Raw genomic sequence first — 14,731 nt, forward strand, 5'->3', positions numbered from 1 at the left:
CGCAGTCGACGCAGGGGTGTTCGCGGAGACGGGCCAGCACGCGCTCGAAATTCCTGTGACGATGGCGGGCCTGGAGCTCCCGGGCGCGCTCGGGGCTGACAGACATGATCAGGGCCTCCTGCGACGCGTGGTCTCCGAGGTCAGGAGGGTCGGCACGGTGTACATGACTCGACGCGACGGCCGGCCCCCGACATCCGCGCCCGGCGCCGATCCGCCGAGCGTGTGGTCAAGGGGTGGCGGCCGCGCGCGTCTGGACGTAGCGTCTCCATCGGGGGAGCGAAGCGGAAGGAGTCGAAGATGACGACGACGCAGGCACGCAGGCTCTGGGTCGCGCACGGCGCGGTCGGCGCAGTCGGGTCGATCAGGGAGCACGACGGCGAGTTCGAGGTGCGGATGGTCGGAGCGGATGCGCCGGTCGGCCGCTATCCCGAGCTGGAGATCGCGAAACGGGCACTGCAGGCGCATCTGAAGCCGGGAGCGGAACGGCCGGAGTTCCGGCGCCACTGAGGCGTCACGGCGACACGCGGGGGCCCGACGACGGCATGCGGCCGGCGGCGGGCTTCGTGGAGCGCCGTCGCCGCGGTGCGAGGAGGCGCAGGGTGATGTCCACGCACGGCCCGATGCCGACGGCGAAGACGACGGTCCCGACGCCGACGGTTCCGCCGAGCAGCCACCCGAGCGCGAGCACGGCGGTCTCGACCGTCGCGCGGGCGCGCCACATGGGCCATCCGAGCCGCCGGTGCAGTCCGGTCATGAGCCCGTCGCGCGGACCGGGCCCGAGCTCCGCGCCGATGTAGACGCCGGATCCCACGGCGACGAGGAGGATCCCGCCGACGAGCGCGAGGATGCGCAGGCTCGGATGCTCGACCGACGGCAGCAGATCGAGAACGAGCTGCATGCTCGTGCCCACGAGCAGGACGTTCAGCACCGTGCCGGCGCCGGGGCGCTGCCGCAGCGGGATCCACGCGAGCAGGACGAGGGCGCCGATGATGTTCGTGACCCATCCGGTCGCCACGCCGGTCCGGAGCGACGCGCCCTCGGCGAGGACGGTCCAGGGGTCGACGCCCAGCCCGGCGGCGACGGCGAGCGCGCAGCCGGCGCCGTAGAGCGGCAGGCCGATGAGGAGCCGCGCCACGCGGAATCCCACGGAGCGGCCGTCGAAGGCGCTCACGGAGCAGTCCAATCGTCCCCGACGGAACTCGTCGGGCTCCGGTCGGGGATGCGCGAGCGGTCGGTCGCCAGCGGCCGGTAGCCATCTCTGAACGTGCAGATGATCGCGGAGACGGCGGCGACGGCGGCGAGAGCGGCCAGGGCGGTCAGAACGAGGGACGGAGGGAGCATGAGCCCATCGCACAGGTAAATTGGATATGGCTCAAGATGCCAATCCTGTTACCGTGGTCTGCATGATGGATTCCCGGCTCTCCGCCCGCGCGCTCGTCGAGCATCTCGGGGCGTGGCGCACACGCGAACCGGCGTACGAGGCGCTCGCCGACGCGATCCGGCTCCTCTGCCTCGACAACCGCATCGCGCCGCGCACGGCGCTCCCGGCGGAGCGCGAGCTCGCCGCGCGCCTCCGGATGAGCAGGACGACGGTGGCGGCGGCGTACCGCAGCCTGCGGGAGAGCGCGCACATCGAGAGCGTGCGCGGCTCGGGCAGCGTGACGCTCCCGCTGGGGCAGCGTGACCTCGGACGCGCGTCGGACGTGGAGGGCGCGATCGATCTGCAGCAGGCCAGTCCGCCCGCGTGGCCGGGGCTGGCGTCCGTGTACGCCGAGGTCGCCGCGACCGCGTCGACGATCGTCGCACGCTCCGGCTATGAGACGCTCGGCCGCCTCGGGCTCCGCGAGGCGATCGCGCAGCGCTACTCCGAGCGGGGCCTCCCGACGACGGCGGCGCAGGTGATGGTGACGACCGGCGCGCAGAGCGCCATCGCCCTCACCGCGCGGCTCCTGCTGTCGCGGGGCGATCGGGTCCTCATCGAGACCCCCACCTATCCCCACGCCGCCGAGTCGTTCGCGGCGGCGGGAGCGCGGCTCGTCGGCGTGCCCGTGACCCCCGGGTCCGGCTGGGACCTCGATCGCGCGGACGATGCGTTCCGCCGCGCCGCGCCGGTCGCGGCCTACCTCATGCCGGCCTTCCACAACCCGACGGGCGAGACGATGCCGCACGACGTCGCGGTGCAGATGGCGACGGCGGCGAGGGCCTCGGGCACGGTCGTGATCGTGGACGAGACCACGGCCGAGCTCGACGTCGACGGCGGCACGCCCGCGGAGCCGTTCGCGGCGGCCGCTCCCGCGGGCGCCGAGGTGATCACGCTGGGCTCCGTGAGCAAGACTGTCTGGGGAGGGCTCCGCGTCGGGTGGATCCGGGCGGACGAGGAGGTCATCCGACGCCTGCTCGCGCTGCGCCCGGTCTTCGACCTGGGCACGCCCGAGTTCGAACAGGCCGTCGTGGAGCGCCTCGTCCCGCTCATGCCGGAGATCGTCGCCCAGCGCGGCGAGATGCTGCGGGCCGGCCGGGACGCCCTCGTGGCCGCCTTGGACCGGCGGCTGCCGCAGTGGAGCGTTCACACGGCCTCCGGGGGAGTGGCGCTCTGGGTGGGCCTCGGCGTCGCCCGCAGCTCGGCGCTCGTGATGGCCGCGCGTCGCCGCGGCGTGCTGCTGTCGGCGGGACCGAGGTTCTCCGTGGGCGGAGGACACGAACGGCATCTGCGCATCCCCTTCACCGCCTCGGCCGACAGGCTCGAGCACGCGGTGGAGGTGCTCGCCGCCTCGTGGGAAGACGTGGTGGACGGCCCGGGGAGCGTCCTGGAGGAGCGCGGCGCGGACGCGCTCGTCTGATCCGGCGGCCTCGGAGCCTCAGCGCGAGGAGCGCAGGGTCCGCACGGCCTCGTCGGCGCTCCAGAACTCGCCCACGGTGCGCAGCGCGCCGGAGGCCGCGTGGAAGCGCTCGGCGCGATAGCGGACGCCGAGATCGGACTCCACGATGCGGAGGTGGCCGATCACGCGTTCGTCCGCGCCCACGACGCGCCAGAGCGCCGCTCCCGCGCGGACGAGCCGTTCGGGAGCACCGGTCAGCGGCGGCGTCGCCAGGGGAATGCCGAGGACGGCGGCGGTGTTGGTCATGAGAGCTCCTTCCCGTGCGTCTGCGACGATAGGCGGGGGCGCCGACATTCGTTCAGAGGAGTTCAGATGAGCCAGACGTTCGTGATCGCAGGGGGCTGCTTCTGGTGTCTCGATGCGGCGTACCGCGCGTTGCGAGGAGTGTCGTCGGTGGTCTCCGGATACACCGGCGGCGCGCGTCCTCACCCGACGTACGAGCAGGTCTGCACGGGGGCGACCGGCCATGCGGAGGCCGTGAAGGTGACGTTCGACCCGGAGACGATCGCGCCGGAGATCATCCTCGACGCCTTCTTCACCATGCACGACCCGCGCCAGCTGAACCATCAGGGCGCGGATCGCGGGACGCAGTACCGCAGCGCGATGTTCTACGAGGACGAGGAGCAGAAGGCGCTGTTCACGGCGGCCCGCGAGCGCGCGAGCGAGATCTGGGATGCGCCGGTCGGCACGACGGAGGGCGCCGTCGTCACGACGCTCGAGCCGCTCGGCGAGTTCTACGACGCGGAGGACTACCACCAGGACTTCTTCGCGAAGAACCCCACCCAGGGGTACTGCCTCGCCGTCGCCGCGCCGAAGGTGAACAAGGTGCGCGCCCGCTTCGCTGAGTACGCGGCCTGATCCTCCGCCGAACCCCTCCGACGCCGCGTGCACAGCGGTGCGGAGGGGTTCGTCGTCTCCACAGATGTGGTCGCCCCGTCCCATGTGCGCTCGTCGGACGCTGTGCTGGAGAGACGAGGCGCCGGGGACGGTCTCCGGCCGGAGGGAAGACCATGACAGATCACATCACCGTCGTCGGCAACATCGCCAACGACCCCACGCCGACGACGCTTCCGAACGGCACGGCCGTGCTGCGGTTCCGTCTCGCGAGCAACCGGCGGCGTTTCGACAGGGAGAAGGAGCAGTGGGTGGAGGAGGCGCCGAACTGGTATTCCGTCGCCGCCTTCCGCTCGCTCGCGACGAACGGCGCGGCCTCGCTCTCGAAGGGGCAGCGGGTGGTGGTCAGCGGAAGGCTCCGCGTGCGTCCCTGGCAGAGCGACAGCGGGGCGCGCGGGACCGAGGTCGAGATCGCCGCCGACGCCCTCGGCATCGACCTGCTCTTCGGCACCACGACGTACTCGCGCACGGCCGCGGGAGCGGCCTACGAGCCGCGGCGCGATGACGAGGCGGAGCCGGCGGGCGACGACGACGAGGAGCAGAAGACCGCCGAGGACGAGGCGCTCTCCTGGCACCCCGCGAAGCTCGGTGAGACGGAGCCCACGCCGTTCTGATCGTGGGTCGCGAGGTCGCTACTCGTCGTCGGCCGCGGGGCCGGAGGCGTCCAGCACCTTGGCGGGGATCACCCCGACGTCGACGATCTCGCGGTCGCCGAGCGGCTGGGACAGCTCGATCGTGAAGGGCGTCGCCGGGTTGCTCTGGCAGGTCCACGCGTCGGCGGACTCGTCGGGCCGCACGCCGATCACGACCTCGACGGCGGCCTCGGTCTCGACGAGCGAGACGACCTCGACCCGTCCCGCCGCGTCCATGCCCCCGTGGCACGCCTGCTCGACCGCGAGCAGGCTCACGGTCGTGTCTTCCGGCGATGCGGGCGTCTCGGGATCGAGAGCGAGGGCGGCGTCGTTGAGGTCTCCGGTGTCCGCGCGCAGCGTGCACGCTCCCGACGACGACACGACCCACTCCGCGGGCTGCTCGGCGCCGGCCGCGCGCCAGACGAGGGTGAGCTGGTCGAAGGACTCGCCCGGCCTGCCGTCGTCCGACTCGACGGCGTGCAGCAGGGCGATCTGGCGGTCGTCCGCGCTGAGGACGATCCACTCGTCCTCGGCGCCCTCGAGCCGACGGGCCGCCGAGCCGTCGTCCTGCGCCGTCTCGGCGGCGGAGAGCACCTCGTCGTCCGCCTGTGCGAGCGTCACGGGCTTCACCAGGGCGTCCGACGGGAACTCCACGGGGCCGCACGCCAGCGTCTCGCCCGGCACGACGTCGAACGTCGCGGGCGTCGCGCTCGGGCTCGCGTCCGGCGACGGCGAGGAGGAGCCCGGGGCGGATGCCCCCGTCGCGCAGGCGCTCAGGAGCAGCCCGCCGATCGCGAGGAGGCCGGCGACGAGGGTCGCGCGTCGTGGCCCGGCGGCCGGCCTGCTCGCGGGCGTGGTGTCCTGCTCGGTGCTGCGCATGATGTCCTCCGGAGGGTCGTCGGCGATGGGCCTCTCATCAGAAGGTGTCACGACGACGGCGATCGTCTCGCATCGTCCGGCGGACTCTCCGTTCGCCGTGCGTGCGCGGCCCCTAGACTGGACCTCAAATGGCTGAATACATCTACCAAATGGTGCGTGCCCGCAAGTCCGTGGGCGACAAGCTGATCCTCGACGACGTGACGATGGCGTTCCTGCCGGGCGCCAAGATCGGCATGGTCGGTCCGAACGGCGCCGGCAAGTCGACCATCCTCAAGATCATGGCGGGGCTGGACCAGCCCTCGAACGGCGACGCGACGCTGGCCCCCGGCTTCTCGGTCGGCATCCTTCTGCAGGAGCCCGAGCTCGACGAGTCGAAGACGGTGCTCGAGAACGTGCAGGACGGCGTCGGCGAGATCAAGGGCAAGGTCGACCGCTTCAACGAGATCTCCGCCCTGATGGCGGAGCCCGACGCCGACTTCGACGCGCTGCTCGCCGAGATGGGGACACTGCAGGAGGCCATCGACGCCGCCGACGCGTGGGACCTCGACGCGCAGCTCGAGCAGGCGATGGACGCGCTGCGGACGCCGCCGGGCGACGCGCGCATCGAGAACCTCTCCGGCGGCGAGAAGCGTCGCGTCGCCCTCTGCAAGCTCCTGCTGCAGAAGCCCGACCTGCTGCTCCTCGACGAGCCCACCAACCACCTCGACGCGGAGAGCGTCCTCTGGCTCGAGCAGCACCTGCAGAAGTACGCGGGCGCCGTCATCGCCATCACGCACGACCGGTACTTCCTCGACAACGTCGCGGAGTGGATCGCCGAGGTCGACCGCGGCCGGCTCTACCCGTACGAGGGCAACTACTCGACCTACCTGGAGAAGAAGGCCGAGCGCCTGGAGGTCCAGGGGAAGAAGGACGCCAAGCTCCAGAAGCGCCTCAAGGAGGAGCTCGACTGGGTGCGCTCCAACACCAAGGGCCGCCAGGCGAAGTCGAAGGCGCGCCTGGCCCGGTACGAGGAGATGGCCACGGAGGCGGAGCGGACGCGCAAGCTCGACTTCGAGGAGATCCAGATCCCCGCGGGGCCGCGCCTGGGCAGCATCGTCATCAACGCGAAGGACCTGCAGAAGGGCTTCGACGGCCGCCAGCTGATCGACGGCCTGAGCTTCAACCTCCCGCCGAACGGCATCGTGGGGGTCATCGGCCCCAACGGCGTCGGCAAGACCACGCTGTTCAAGACGATCGTCGGCCTCGAGCCGCTCGACGGCGGCGAGCTGAAGATCGGCGAGACGGTGAAGATCAGCTACGTCGATCAGACCCGATCGAACATCGACCCGCAGAAGTCGCTGTGGGAGGTCGTGTCCGACGGACTCGACATCATCACGGTCGGCAAGACCGAGATCCCGTCGCGCGCCTACGTGTCGAAGTTCGGGTTCAAGGGGCCGGATCAGCAGAAGAAGGCGGGTGTGCTGTCGGGCGGTGAGCGCAATCGCCTGAACCTCGCGCTCACGCTCAAGGAGGGCGGCAACCTGCTGCTCCTCGACGAGCCGACGAACGACCTCGACGTCGAGACCCTGCAGTCGCTGGAGAACGCCCTGCTGGAGTTCCCGGGCTGCGCCGTGGTCATCACGCACGACCGGTGGTTCCTCGACCGGATCGCGACGCACATCCTCGCCTACGAGGGCACCGACGCGAAGCCGGCGAACTGGCACTGGTTCGAGGGCAACTTCGAGGCGTACGAGGCGAACAAGGTCGAGAGGCTGGGCCCCGACGCCGCGCGGCCCCACCGCACGGCGTACCGCAAGCTCACGCGCGACTGACCGCCCGCACACGAGAGAAGGCCGCCCCGGTCCGGGGCGGCCTTCTCCGTGTCTCCTCCGCGCTCAGCTCGTGAGCGAGTCGACGTACTCCTGGTTGTCCTCGATCCACTGCTCGACGAGCGGGCCGTAGTCGTCGGTGTCGTTCTCGACGAACAGGACGTTCTCGAGGTCGTACAGCTGGTCGAGGCTCATCTCGAAGCCCGACAGCCACTCGGCGACCTCGGGGTAGTCCTCGCTGAAGCCCTCGCGCCCGTAGGAGTAGAGGCTTTCGGTCCCGCCGAGCGCGCCTTCCGGATCCTCGAGGTTCTTGATCGCATACGCGCCGTACGCCCAGTGCGGCTCCCACAGCGTGACGACGATGTTCTCGCCGGACTGCTCGGCGGCCTCGAGCTCCGTGAGCATCGCGGCGGTCGAGGACGTCGTGAACTCCATGTCCTCCAGCCCGTAGTCCGGGATCACCGCGTCCTCCATCGCGATGGTGAGGCCGGCTCCCGGCTCGATCCCGACGATCTGATCGCCGAACTCGTCGGCGTTCGCCGCGAGGTCGGCGAGCGAGTCGATGGGTGCGTCCTCGTTCACGGCGACGGTGAGGCGCGACTCCGTGTTCCACGCGCCGAGCTCCTCGATCGAGTCGCCGAACGACTCGATGTACGACGCGTGGGTGACCGGGAGCCACACATCGGTCGTGAAGTCGTAGTCGCCCGTGGAGAGCCCCGTGAAGAGCGGAGCGACGTCGGCGTACTCGAGCTCGACGTCGTACCCCTTGTCCTCCAGGATCGCCTTCCACAGCTCGGACGTGGCGACGCCCTCGTCCCAGCCGTTGAACACGGCGAGCGTGATCGTGCCCTGCGAGCCGTCTCCGCCGGCGTCGGCGTCGTCTCCGGACGCGCAGCCGGCGAGGGCGAGCCCCGTCGCCGACGCGAGAGCGGTGAACGCGAGAATGCGCTTCTTCATGCTGTGTCTTCCTTCCTCGGCGGGAGTGTCTCTCCGCGCCGTCTGCATCGGCGTAGGTTCCGATGCGACGGGCGCCGGTGCGGCGCCCGCAGGTCCTGAGCGCTGTCAGCGTCCGGCGGTGACGGGCGCCCGACGCGGGGAGGCCGTCTCGACCTCCTGCTCCTCGGCAGGCTCCGGCCGCGCCGTCCGGCGCCCCGCACCGGCCGACTGCAGCTTCGCGAAGAGCCCCGCGCGCTTCCCGAACGACCCCGTGAGGCGGTCGAGGATGATCGCGAGGACGACGACCGAGAGCCCCGCCTCCACGCCCAGCGCCGTGTCGAGGCGGTTGAGCGACGCCACGACGTCGCCGCCGAGCCCGCCTGCGCCGACCATCCCCGCGATGACGACCATCGACAGCGCGAGCATGATCACCTGGTTGACACCGGCCATGATCGTGGGCAGGGCCAGCGGAAGCTGGATCTGCCGCAGGATGCGCCCGCCGGGCGAGCCGAAGGCGTGGCCCGCCTCGACCACCTCGCGGTCGACGCCGCGGATGCCGAGCTCGGTGAGGCGGACCCCCGGCGCCATCGCGAAGATGATCGTCGCGAAGATGCCGGGCGCGACGCCCACGCGGAACAGCAGGAGGGCGGGGATCAGGTAGACGAACGCGGGCATCGTCTGCAGGAAGTCGAGCACGGGGCGGACGATCTTCGAGACGAGGTCGCTCTTGGCGGCCGCGATGCCGAGCGGGATGCTGATGACGAGCGCCCACACGGTGGCGACGATGATGAGCGCGAGCGAGCTCATCGCGTTCTGCCACTGGTCCATCGAGGCGATGAGCAGCAGTCCCACGCCCGTGCCGATCCCGAAGACCCAGCCGCGTGCGAGGAGGCCGATCGCCGCCGCGACGAGCGCGACGACCCAGAACGACGGCTCGCTGAACACGAAGAAGAGCGCGTCGTACATGCCGACGAAGATCGCGCGGATCACATCGAACAGCCCTCCCAGGTTGTCGACGATCCACTGGATGCCGTCCGCGACCCTGTCGCCGAGGGGGATCCGGATGAACCCGTCCATCAGCGCACCTCCTCGGGGTCGAGCGCATCGCCTTCGAGGGCGCCGTCGGGGGCGGTCTCGGCGAGGATCTGGTCGATGACCGTCGTGGGGATGGGCTGCTGAGGCAGGGTGATCTCCTCCGTGGATCCGGGGCCGGGGCCCAGCGCGGCGAGCAGGGTCACGCGGGGGATGACGCCGACGAGGCGGCCGCCGTCGTCGGTCACCGCCAGCGGGAGCGGGGACTCGACGGCGGGGATGAAGAGGTCCATGAGGACGTCGTTCTCGCTCACGGCCTGCGGCACGGGCTTCAGGACCGATGTGAGCGAGCTCTCGCCGGCGCGGACGAGCTTCATCGCATCGCGGTCGGTGATCATGCCGGCGAGCCGGCGGTCACGCCCGACGACGTACGCCGCGGACGTGTAGGCGTCGCGCATGGTGCGCAGCGCCGTGCGCGGTCCCGCGTTCTCGGCGATGACCGGGCGCGGGCGCTCCATGACGTTGCCTGCCGTGAGCACGCGCGCTCGATCGACGTCCTGCACGAACTGCTCGACGTAGTCGTTGGCGGGGTCGGTGAGGATGTCCTCCGGCGTCCCGATCTGGACGATGCGGCCGTCCCGCATCACGGCGATGCGGTCGCCGAGCAGCATCGCCTCGTTGAGGTCGTGCGTGATGAAGACGATCGTCTTGCCCAGCCTCTGCTGCAGCTCCAGGAGCTGGTCCTGCATCTCGCGCCGGATGAGCGGGTCGAGGGCGCTGAACGCCTCGTCCATGAGGAGGATGTCCGTGTCCGCGGCGAGCGCGCGGGCGATTCCCACACGCTGCTGCATCCCCCCGGAGAGCTCCGAGGGGTACTTGTCTCCCCAGCCGCCGAGACCGACGAGCTGGAGGATCTCGGCTGCCTTCGCGGCGCGCTCGGCGCGCCCGACGCCCTGGAGCTCGAGCGGGTAGGCGACGTTCGCGGACACCGTGCGGTGCGGAAGCAGCGCGAAGTGCTGGAACACCATCGAGACGTGGTCTCGGCGGATCTCGCGGAGCCGTGCGGCGGGGATGCCCGTGATGGGCTCCCCGTCCACCGTCACGCTGCCCGCGGTGATGTCGTGCAGGCCGTTGAGCATGCGGATGAGCGTCGACTTGCCGGAGCCCGAGAGCCCCATGACGACGAAGATCTCGCCGCGTCTCACCTCGAAGGACGCGTCGATCACGGCGGCCGTCGCGCCGTCGAGCCGGTCGCGCGGCGTCCCTGATCGAAGGCGTTCCACGGCGTCGTGCGGGCGTCGGCCGAAGACCTTGTAGAGGCCTTCGGCGCGCAGGGCGATGGATGCGTCGTTCTCGGTCACGTTCTCCATGTGCCGGGCGCGGCTGCGTCGTGTCTCGCAACATCCGCGTTCGGTCGTCGGTCGCGGTCCGGGCAGGCGATCGGCCGGGCCAAAGGGCGCCGGTCTCGCAGCCGTCGGGTCGGCGGCTGATCGTCGGCCATACGCACGCCGCTGAGAGCGGCATCCGCGGTCCTGGGCGGATCACCGGGCGATTGTTCCACCGCCGGTGCAAGGCTCGCCCTCGTGTTGCGGTCGAGGGACGAACCCGCCCACTCTAGCAACGCTCCTCCGTCCGGCCGCGGCGCGCGTGGAGCGCCAGGCACCGCGTCGATCCGCATGAGGACGGGGCAGAAGCGGGTATCGTCGGGCGAGGGGCGAGGCGCCAGTCCGTTATCCGATCGTTACCGCAAGCCGGTGGACAGCACCGCAGGAGGAGACCTATGACCCGTGTGCACGTGCCGATCCAGCTGCGATGGGGAGATCTGGACGCCTTCGGCCACGTCAACAACGCCTCGATGCTCCGCCTGCTCGAGGAGGCGCGGTGCCGTGCGTTCTTCCGGGCCGAGGACTCCGGCGAGGACGCTCCGCCGACGGCCGTCTTCGGCTCGGAGGTGCTGGGATCGCAGGCGGGCGTGGCGACGCTCATCGCGCGCCAGAGCATCGAGTACCTCCGGCCCGTTCCCTATCGCCATCGACCGCTCGACGTGCAGCTGTGGATCGGGCGGCTGGGCGGCTCCAGCATCGACGTCTGCTACGAGGTCCGCGGCGCGGCCGGGAACGGCGCCGAGGCGGAGGAGGTCTATGCCCGTGCCGACGCCGTCGTCGTGCTCGTGGACGTGTCATCCGGTCGCCCCGTGCGCCTCGCCCCCGAGATGCGCGCGGCGTGGGAGCCGTATGTCGAGGAGCCTGTCGCGTTCAGCCGCCGCTGACGGCGACGCCGCGCGCTCTCACGGATGAGAGACTGGGAGATGCCCTTCTCACCCCGCAGGGAGCTGATCGATGTCCGACGTCACGCCGCCGCATCCCCTCGTCGACGTCCGCGCCGACTTCCCCGGCGTCGCCGGCCGCGGTGATCGCGTGTATCTCGACTCGGCTGCGACCGCGCAGCGGCCCGAGGCGGTCATCGCCGCGGAGGCGGGCTTCACCCGGAGCGACTACGCCGCCGTGCACCGGGGATCGAGCATGGCGACGGGTGAGGCCACCTTCGCCTTCGAGACGGCCAGGGAGAAGGTCGCCGCGTTCGTCGGGGCGGGCGAGCGCGAGATCGTCTGGGCCGAGAACGCCACCGACGCGTTGAACCTCGTGGCGGGTGGCCTCTCGGACGCCTCGCGCGGCCTGGGGGGAGAGCGGCTCGCCATCGGGGAGGGCGACGAGATCCTCGTCACCGAGGCGGAGCACCACGCGAACCTCATCCCCTGGCAGCGGCTCGCGCGTCGCACGGGCGCGACGCTCCGCTGGGTCCCCGTCGACGATCGAGGCCTGTGGACGGTGGACGACCTCCGTGCGCGGCTCTCCCCGCGCACGGCGCTCGTGGCGTTCTCCCACGTCTCGAACGTGACGGGCCTCATCGCCCCCGTGGCCGACATCGCCGCCGCCGCACGCGACGTCGGAGCCCTCACCGTCCTCGACGCATGCCAGTCGGCTCCGCACCTGCCTCTCGACCTCGGCGCTCTCGGCGTCGACTTCGCGGCCTTCTCCGCGCACAAGATGCTCGGCCCCACCGGGATCGGCGTGCTGTACGGGCGGGCGGAGCTCCTCGACGAGCTGCCGCCGGCCCGCACGGGCGGCTCCGCGATCACCACGGTGACGATGGAGGACGCGGAGTTCCTGCCGTCGCCGCATCGTTTCGAGGCCGGCACGCAGCCCGTCACGCAGGCGGTCGGCTTCGGGGCCGCCGTCGACTATCTGACCCGTCTCGACATGAGGGACGTGCGCGCGCACGGCGCCGAGCTCGCCGGACGGCTCGTCGACGCGGTCTCGGCCGTCCCGGGCGTGCGGCTCGTCGGACCGCGTCCGGGGGAGGACCGTGCGGCGCTGGCGAGCTTCGTCGTGGACGGCGTCCACGCGCACGACGTCGGCCAGTTCCTGGACGACAGGGGCATCACCGTCCGCACGGGCCATCACTGCGCCCAGCCGCTCCACCGCCGGCTCGGGACGGCGGCCACGACGCGGGCGAGCGCATACGTCTACACGGCGCCGGATGACGTCGACGCGCTGGGATCGGCGCTCGGCGAGGTCCGCGCGTTCTTCGGAGCGGATCGATGAGCGGCGACCTGCAGACCCTGTACCAGGAGCTCATCCTCGATCACTCGCGCGATCCGGAGGGCAGGGGCGACCCGAGCGGGCTCCCCTTCACGCATCACGAGCTGAACCCGTCGTGCGGCGACGAGATCACCGTCGGCGTCGCGCTCGACGCCGACGGCGCGATCGGCGAGATCGTGTGGGACGGGCACGGCTGCTCCATCTCGATGGCGTCCGCGTCGATCATGACGGGGCTCCTGGAGCACGCCGCCCGCGACGAGGCGCTCGAACGCGTCGAGGAGTTCCGCACCATGCTGCGCTCGCGCGGGACGATCGAGCCCTCCGAGGCGCTCGGCGACGCCGCCGCGCTGCAGGGCGTGTCGAAGTACGTCATGCGCATCAAGTGCGCGATGCTCGGCTGGGTCGCCCTCGAGGCGGGCCTGAGGAAGGCGGGCTGAGCGTCGGCCGATCAGCCCCGCGGCAGGCGCGCCATGATCTCCTGGGCCACGGAGGCGATGAGCACGCCGTCTCGCGTGTAGAGACGGCCGAAGGCCAGGCCCCGGCCCCCCTGGGCGCCGGGCGACTCCTGCACGTAGAGGATCCACTCGTCCGCCCGCCCGGGACGGTGCCACCACATGGCGTGATCGAGACTGGCGACGTTGATCCCCGGCGATGACCATGAGAGCCCGGCGCCCCGCATCGACGGCTCCTGGATGGTGTAGTCGCTGAGGTAGGCGAGCGCCGCCTGGTGCAGCAGCCGGCTGTCGCCGATGGGACGGCGCACGCGCGTCCACACCGCCTGTGCGGGCTTCGGGTCGCCCTGTGCGTCGAGGACGAGGTCGCCGTCGACGCGGCGCACCTCGATCGGGTTCGCGGCGAGCAGGCGGCGGGAGAGCGGATGGCGGTCCTGCCCGGCGGCGTTCTCCGGGAGATCCTCCGGAGCGGGCACGTCGGGCATCGGCAGGTGGTGCTCGAAGCCCTCCTCGTCGTCCTGGAACGAGAGGATGCCGGAGAAGATGGGGACGCCGTCCTGGTAGCCCTGGACCCGTCGGCGCGCGAACGAGCGGCCGTCGTGGATGCGGTCCACGCCGAACGTGATGTCCTTCGTGACGTCGCCCGGACGCAGGAAGTACCCGTGGAGGGAGTGGGCGAACCGTCCCTCCGGGATCGTCCGCGCCGCGGCGGACACGGCCTGCGAGAGCACCTGGCCGCCGAAGACCCGCCCCGTCGGCATGAAGTGCGAGCGGCCGAGGAAGATGTCCTCGCGCGTGCGCGCCTCGGTCTCCTCCAGGGCGATGACGTCGAGCAGCGTCTGGACCGGGTCGTCCGTGCGGGGATCGATGGTCACTGGCTCTCCGTTCGCGGACCCGGCCGGGGGATCGCGACGGTCCGCGGCCCCGGGGGCCTTGCTAGTTTAGATCGGGTGACCGCTCGCCTCCTGCTCGCCGACGATCGGACCGCGCGCGACGCGCTGACCTTCGCGGGGCGGGCCTCGCGGATCGGGGACGGCGGCGTACGGCTGCAGGCCGCGAACGGCGTGCTCGTCATGACGGCGGCGGCCCTGGCGCCCCAGGGACTGCTCGACCGCACGCCGACGGTCATCGCGCTGCGCGTCGTCGGCGCCGACCCCGAGCTGGAGTGCGACCTCACCGTCTCGACGCTGACGGCGACGGCGGATCCGAACGCCCTCGCGCTGCCCGACACGGCGCTCGCCCCCGCGTGGGCGGGGGTCTCGCCTCCACGGGGCGGGTGGTCCCGGGCCGGGTCGATCGCGGCCGCGACCCTCGCGAGCCGCGCGCAGTGGGGCATCGCGGCCGTCGCGCACGCGATGCCGGAGAGTCCCGGCGAGGAGGTCGTGCGGTCCGTGCGGGGGAACGTCTGGGGCGAGCCCGACGACGAGCTGCTCGGCCTCCCGCGGGGCGTCGCCTTCGCGGCGTTCTCCTTCGGGTTCATCGGAGGGGAGGAGGAGGCGTCCGTCTCCACGTCCGGGCGGTGGACGCGCCTCACCCTCGCGCGCGGCCACGTCCTCACGCGGGGACCGGCGGTCGTCGGCCTCACGGCCGTGAGGGAGACGGGACCGCGCTGACGCG

At 71.6% G+C, this 14,731-nt stretch carries 16 protein-coding genes; 9 read left to right on the forward strand and 7 right to left on the reverse strand.

The genetic code is table 11. The features are described from left to right. The first annotated feature begins 297 nt into the window (after positions 1-297). On the forward strand, positions 298-507 hold the full coding sequence (locus N8K70_RS07805; RefSeq protein WP_317141024.1) for a methyltransferase: 210 nt from the start codon (positions 298-300) through the stop codon (positions 505-507). Positions 508-511: 4 nt separating this feature from the next. Here the strand turns inward: N8K70_RS07805 and yczE are convergent, their stop codons facing one another. Further along, positions 512-1,171: a membrane protein YczE gene (gene yczE, locus N8K70_RS07810; RefSeq protein ID WP_394357817.1), complete on the reverse strand. Its 660-nt coding sequence runs from the start codon at positions 1,169-1,171 to the stop codon at positions 512-514. Between the two features lie 232 nt (positions 1,172-1,403). On the opposite strand from yczE, the gene yczR reads away from it, so the two are divergent. Continuing rightward, on the forward strand, positions 1,404-2,840 hold the full coding sequence (gene yczR / locus N8K70_RS07815) for a MocR-like transcription factor YczR (protein WP_317141025.1): 1,437 nt from the start codon (positions 1,404-1,406) through the stop codon (positions 2,838-2,840). Between the two features lie 18 nt (positions 2,841-2,858). On the opposite strand, the gene N8K70_RS07820 is transcribed toward yczR, so the two are convergent. Next, positions 2,859-3,125, reverse strand: coding sequence for a hypothetical protein (locus tag N8K70_RS07820; RefSeq protein ID WP_317141026.1), 267 nt, complete (start codon positions 3,123-3,125; stop codon positions 2,859-2,861). Positions 3,126-3,191: 66 nt separating this feature from the next. On the opposite strand from N8K70_RS07820, the gene msrA reads away from it, so the two are divergent. Then, entirely contained in the window at positions 3,192-3,737 is a 546-nt protein-coding gene (msrA, locus tag N8K70_RS07825) for a peptide-methionine (S)-S-oxide reductase MsrA (RefSeq protein ID WP_317141027.1), read from the forward strand. A 152-nt stretch (positions 3,738-3,889) separates the two neighbouring features. Next, positions 3,890-4,387, forward strand: a complete 498-nt coding sequence (locus tag N8K70_RS07830) for a single-stranded DNA-binding protein (protein WP_317141028.1) — start codon at positions 3,890-3,892, stop codon at positions 4,385-4,387. A gap of 18 nt (positions 4,388-4,405) precedes the next feature. On the opposite strand, the gene N8K70_RS07835 is transcribed toward N8K70_RS07830, so the two are convergent. Continuing rightward, positions 4,406-5,335, reverse strand: a complete 930-nt coding sequence (locus tag N8K70_RS07835; protein ID WP_317141029.1) for a hypothetical protein — start codon at positions 5,333-5,335, stop codon at positions 4,406-4,408. Positions 5,336-5,412: 77 nt separating this feature from the next. On the opposite strand from N8K70_RS07835, the gene ettA reads away from it, so the two are divergent. After that, entirely contained in the window at positions 5,413-7,095 is a 1,683-nt protein-coding gene (ettA, locus tag N8K70_RS07840; RefSeq protein ID WP_317141030.1) for an energy-dependent translational throttle protein EttA, read from the forward strand. 63 nt (positions 7,096-7,158) lie between these two features. Here ettA and N8K70_RS07845 read toward each other — a convergent pair whose 3' ends face one another. From N8K70_RS07845 to N8K70_RS07855, 3 genes are all read right to left on the reverse strand, one after another. Beyond that, the gene (locus tag N8K70_RS07845) at positions 7,159-8,049 is read right to left on the reverse strand and encodes a glycine betaine ABC transporter substrate-binding protein (protein WP_317141031.1); all 891 of its coding nucleotides are present in this window, start codon (positions 8,047-8,049) and stop codon (positions 7,159-7,161) included. 105 nt (positions 8,050-8,154) lie between these two features. Then, the gene (locus tag N8K70_RS07850) at positions 8,155-9,105 is read right to left on the reverse strand and encodes an ABC transporter permease (RefSeq protein ID WP_317141032.1); all 951 of its coding nucleotides are present in this window, start codon (positions 9,103-9,105) and stop codon (positions 8,155-8,157) included. Further along, positions 9,105-10,430: a quaternary amine ABC transporter ATP-binding protein gene (locus tag N8K70_RS07855; protein WP_394357818.1), complete on the reverse strand. Its 1,326-nt coding sequence runs from the start codon at positions 10,428-10,430 to the stop codon at positions 9,105-9,107. Before N8K70_RS07855 ends, N8K70_RS07850 begins: the two co-directional genes overlap by 1 nt. 410 nt (positions 10,431-10,840) lie before the next feature. Between N8K70_RS07855 and N8K70_RS07860 the strand changes: the two genes are divergently transcribed. From N8K70_RS07860 to sufU, 3 genes are all read left to right on the forward strand, one after another. Next, positions 10,841-11,329: an acyl-CoA thioesterase gene (locus N8K70_RS07860; protein WP_317141034.1), complete on the forward strand. Its 489-nt coding sequence runs from the start codon at positions 10,841-10,843 to the stop codon at positions 11,327-11,329. A 70-nt stretch (positions 11,330-11,399) separates the two neighbouring features. Then, positions 11,400-12,665, forward strand: a complete 1,266-nt coding sequence (locus tag N8K70_RS07865; protein WP_317141035.1) for a SufS family cysteine desulfurase — start codon at positions 11,400-11,402, stop codon at positions 12,663-12,665. Beyond that, the gene (gene sufU, locus N8K70_RS07870; protein WP_317141036.1) at positions 12,662-13,099 is read left to right on the forward strand and encodes a Fe-S cluster assembly sulfur transfer protein SufU; all 438 of its coding nucleotides are present in this window, start codon (positions 12,662-12,664) and stop codon (positions 13,097-13,099) included. The genes N8K70_RS07865 and sufU overlap by 4 nt, the downstream gene beginning before the upstream one ends. A gap of 11 nt (positions 13,100-13,110) precedes the next feature. Here the strand turns inward: sufU and N8K70_RS07875 are convergent, their stop codons facing one another. Next, positions 13,111-13,989, reverse strand: a complete 879-nt coding sequence (locus N8K70_RS07875) for an acyl-CoA thioesterase (RefSeq protein ID WP_317141037.1) — start codon at positions 13,987-13,989, stop codon at positions 13,111-13,113. A gap of 75 nt (positions 13,990-14,064) precedes the next feature. Here N8K70_RS07875 and N8K70_RS07880 point away from each other — a divergent pair, with 75 nt between their 5' ends. Next, the gene (locus tag N8K70_RS07880) at positions 14,065-14,727 is read left to right on the forward strand and encodes a hypothetical protein (protein ID WP_317141038.1); all 663 of its coding nucleotides are present in this window, start codon (positions 14,065-14,067) and stop codon (positions 14,725-14,727) included. Positions 14,728-14,731: the final 4 nt, after the last annotated feature.

It is taken from the genome of Microbacterium sp. AB, from assembly GCF_032878875.1.
Classification (GTDB): domain Bacteria; phylum Actinomycetota; class Actinomycetes; order Actinomycetales; family Microbacteriaceae; genus Microbacterium; species Microbacterium betulae.

Bases quoted from the DNA above. Each gene is read 5' to 3' on its own strand.
- N8K70_RS07805 (WP_317141024.1), top strand. From the start codon at position 298: ATGACGACGACGCAGGCACGCAGGCTCTGGGTCGCGCACGGCGCGGTC.
- yczR (WP_317141025.1), top strand. From the start codon at position 1,404: ATGATGGATTCCCGGCTCTCCGCCCGCGCGCTCGTCGAGCATCTCGGG.
- N8K70_RS07820 (WP_317141026.1), bottom strand. From the start codon at position 3,125: ATGACCAACACCGCCGCCGTCCTCGGCATTCCCCTGGCGACGCCGCCG.
- msrA (WP_317141027.1), top strand. From the start codon at position 3,192: ATGAGCCAGACGTTCGTGATCGCAGGGGGCTGCTTCTGGTGTCTCGAT.
- N8K70_RS07830 (WP_317141028.1), top strand. From the start codon at position 3,890: ATGACAGATCACATCACCGTCGTCGGCAACATCGCCAACGACCCCACG.
- ettA (WP_317141030.1), top strand. From the start codon at position 5,413: ATGGCTGAATACATCTACCAAATGGTGCGTGCCCGCAAGTCCGTGGGC.
- N8K70_RS07845 (WP_317141031.1), bottom strand. From the start codon at position 8,049: ATGAAGAAGCGCATTCTCGCGTTCACCGCTCTCGCGTCGGCGACGGGG.
- N8K70_RS07850 (WP_317141032.1), bottom strand. From the start codon at position 9,105: ATGGACGGGTTCATCCGGATCCCCCTCGGCGACAGGGTCGCGGACGGC.
- N8K70_RS07855 (WP_394357818.1), bottom strand. From the start codon at position 10,430: ATGGAGAACGTGACCGAGAACGACGCATCCATCGCCCTGCGCGCCGAA.
- N8K70_RS07860 (WP_317141034.1), top strand. From the start codon at position 10,841: ATGACCCGTGTGCACGTGCCGATCCAGCTGCGATGGGGAGATCTGGAC.
- N8K70_RS07865 (WP_317141035.1), top strand. From the start codon at position 11,400: ATGTCCGACGTCACGCCGCCGCATCCCCTCGTCGACGTCCGCGCCGAC.
- sufU (WP_317141036.1), top strand. From the start codon at position 12,662: ATGAGCGGCGACCTGCAGACCCTGTACCAGGAGCTCATCCTCGATCAC.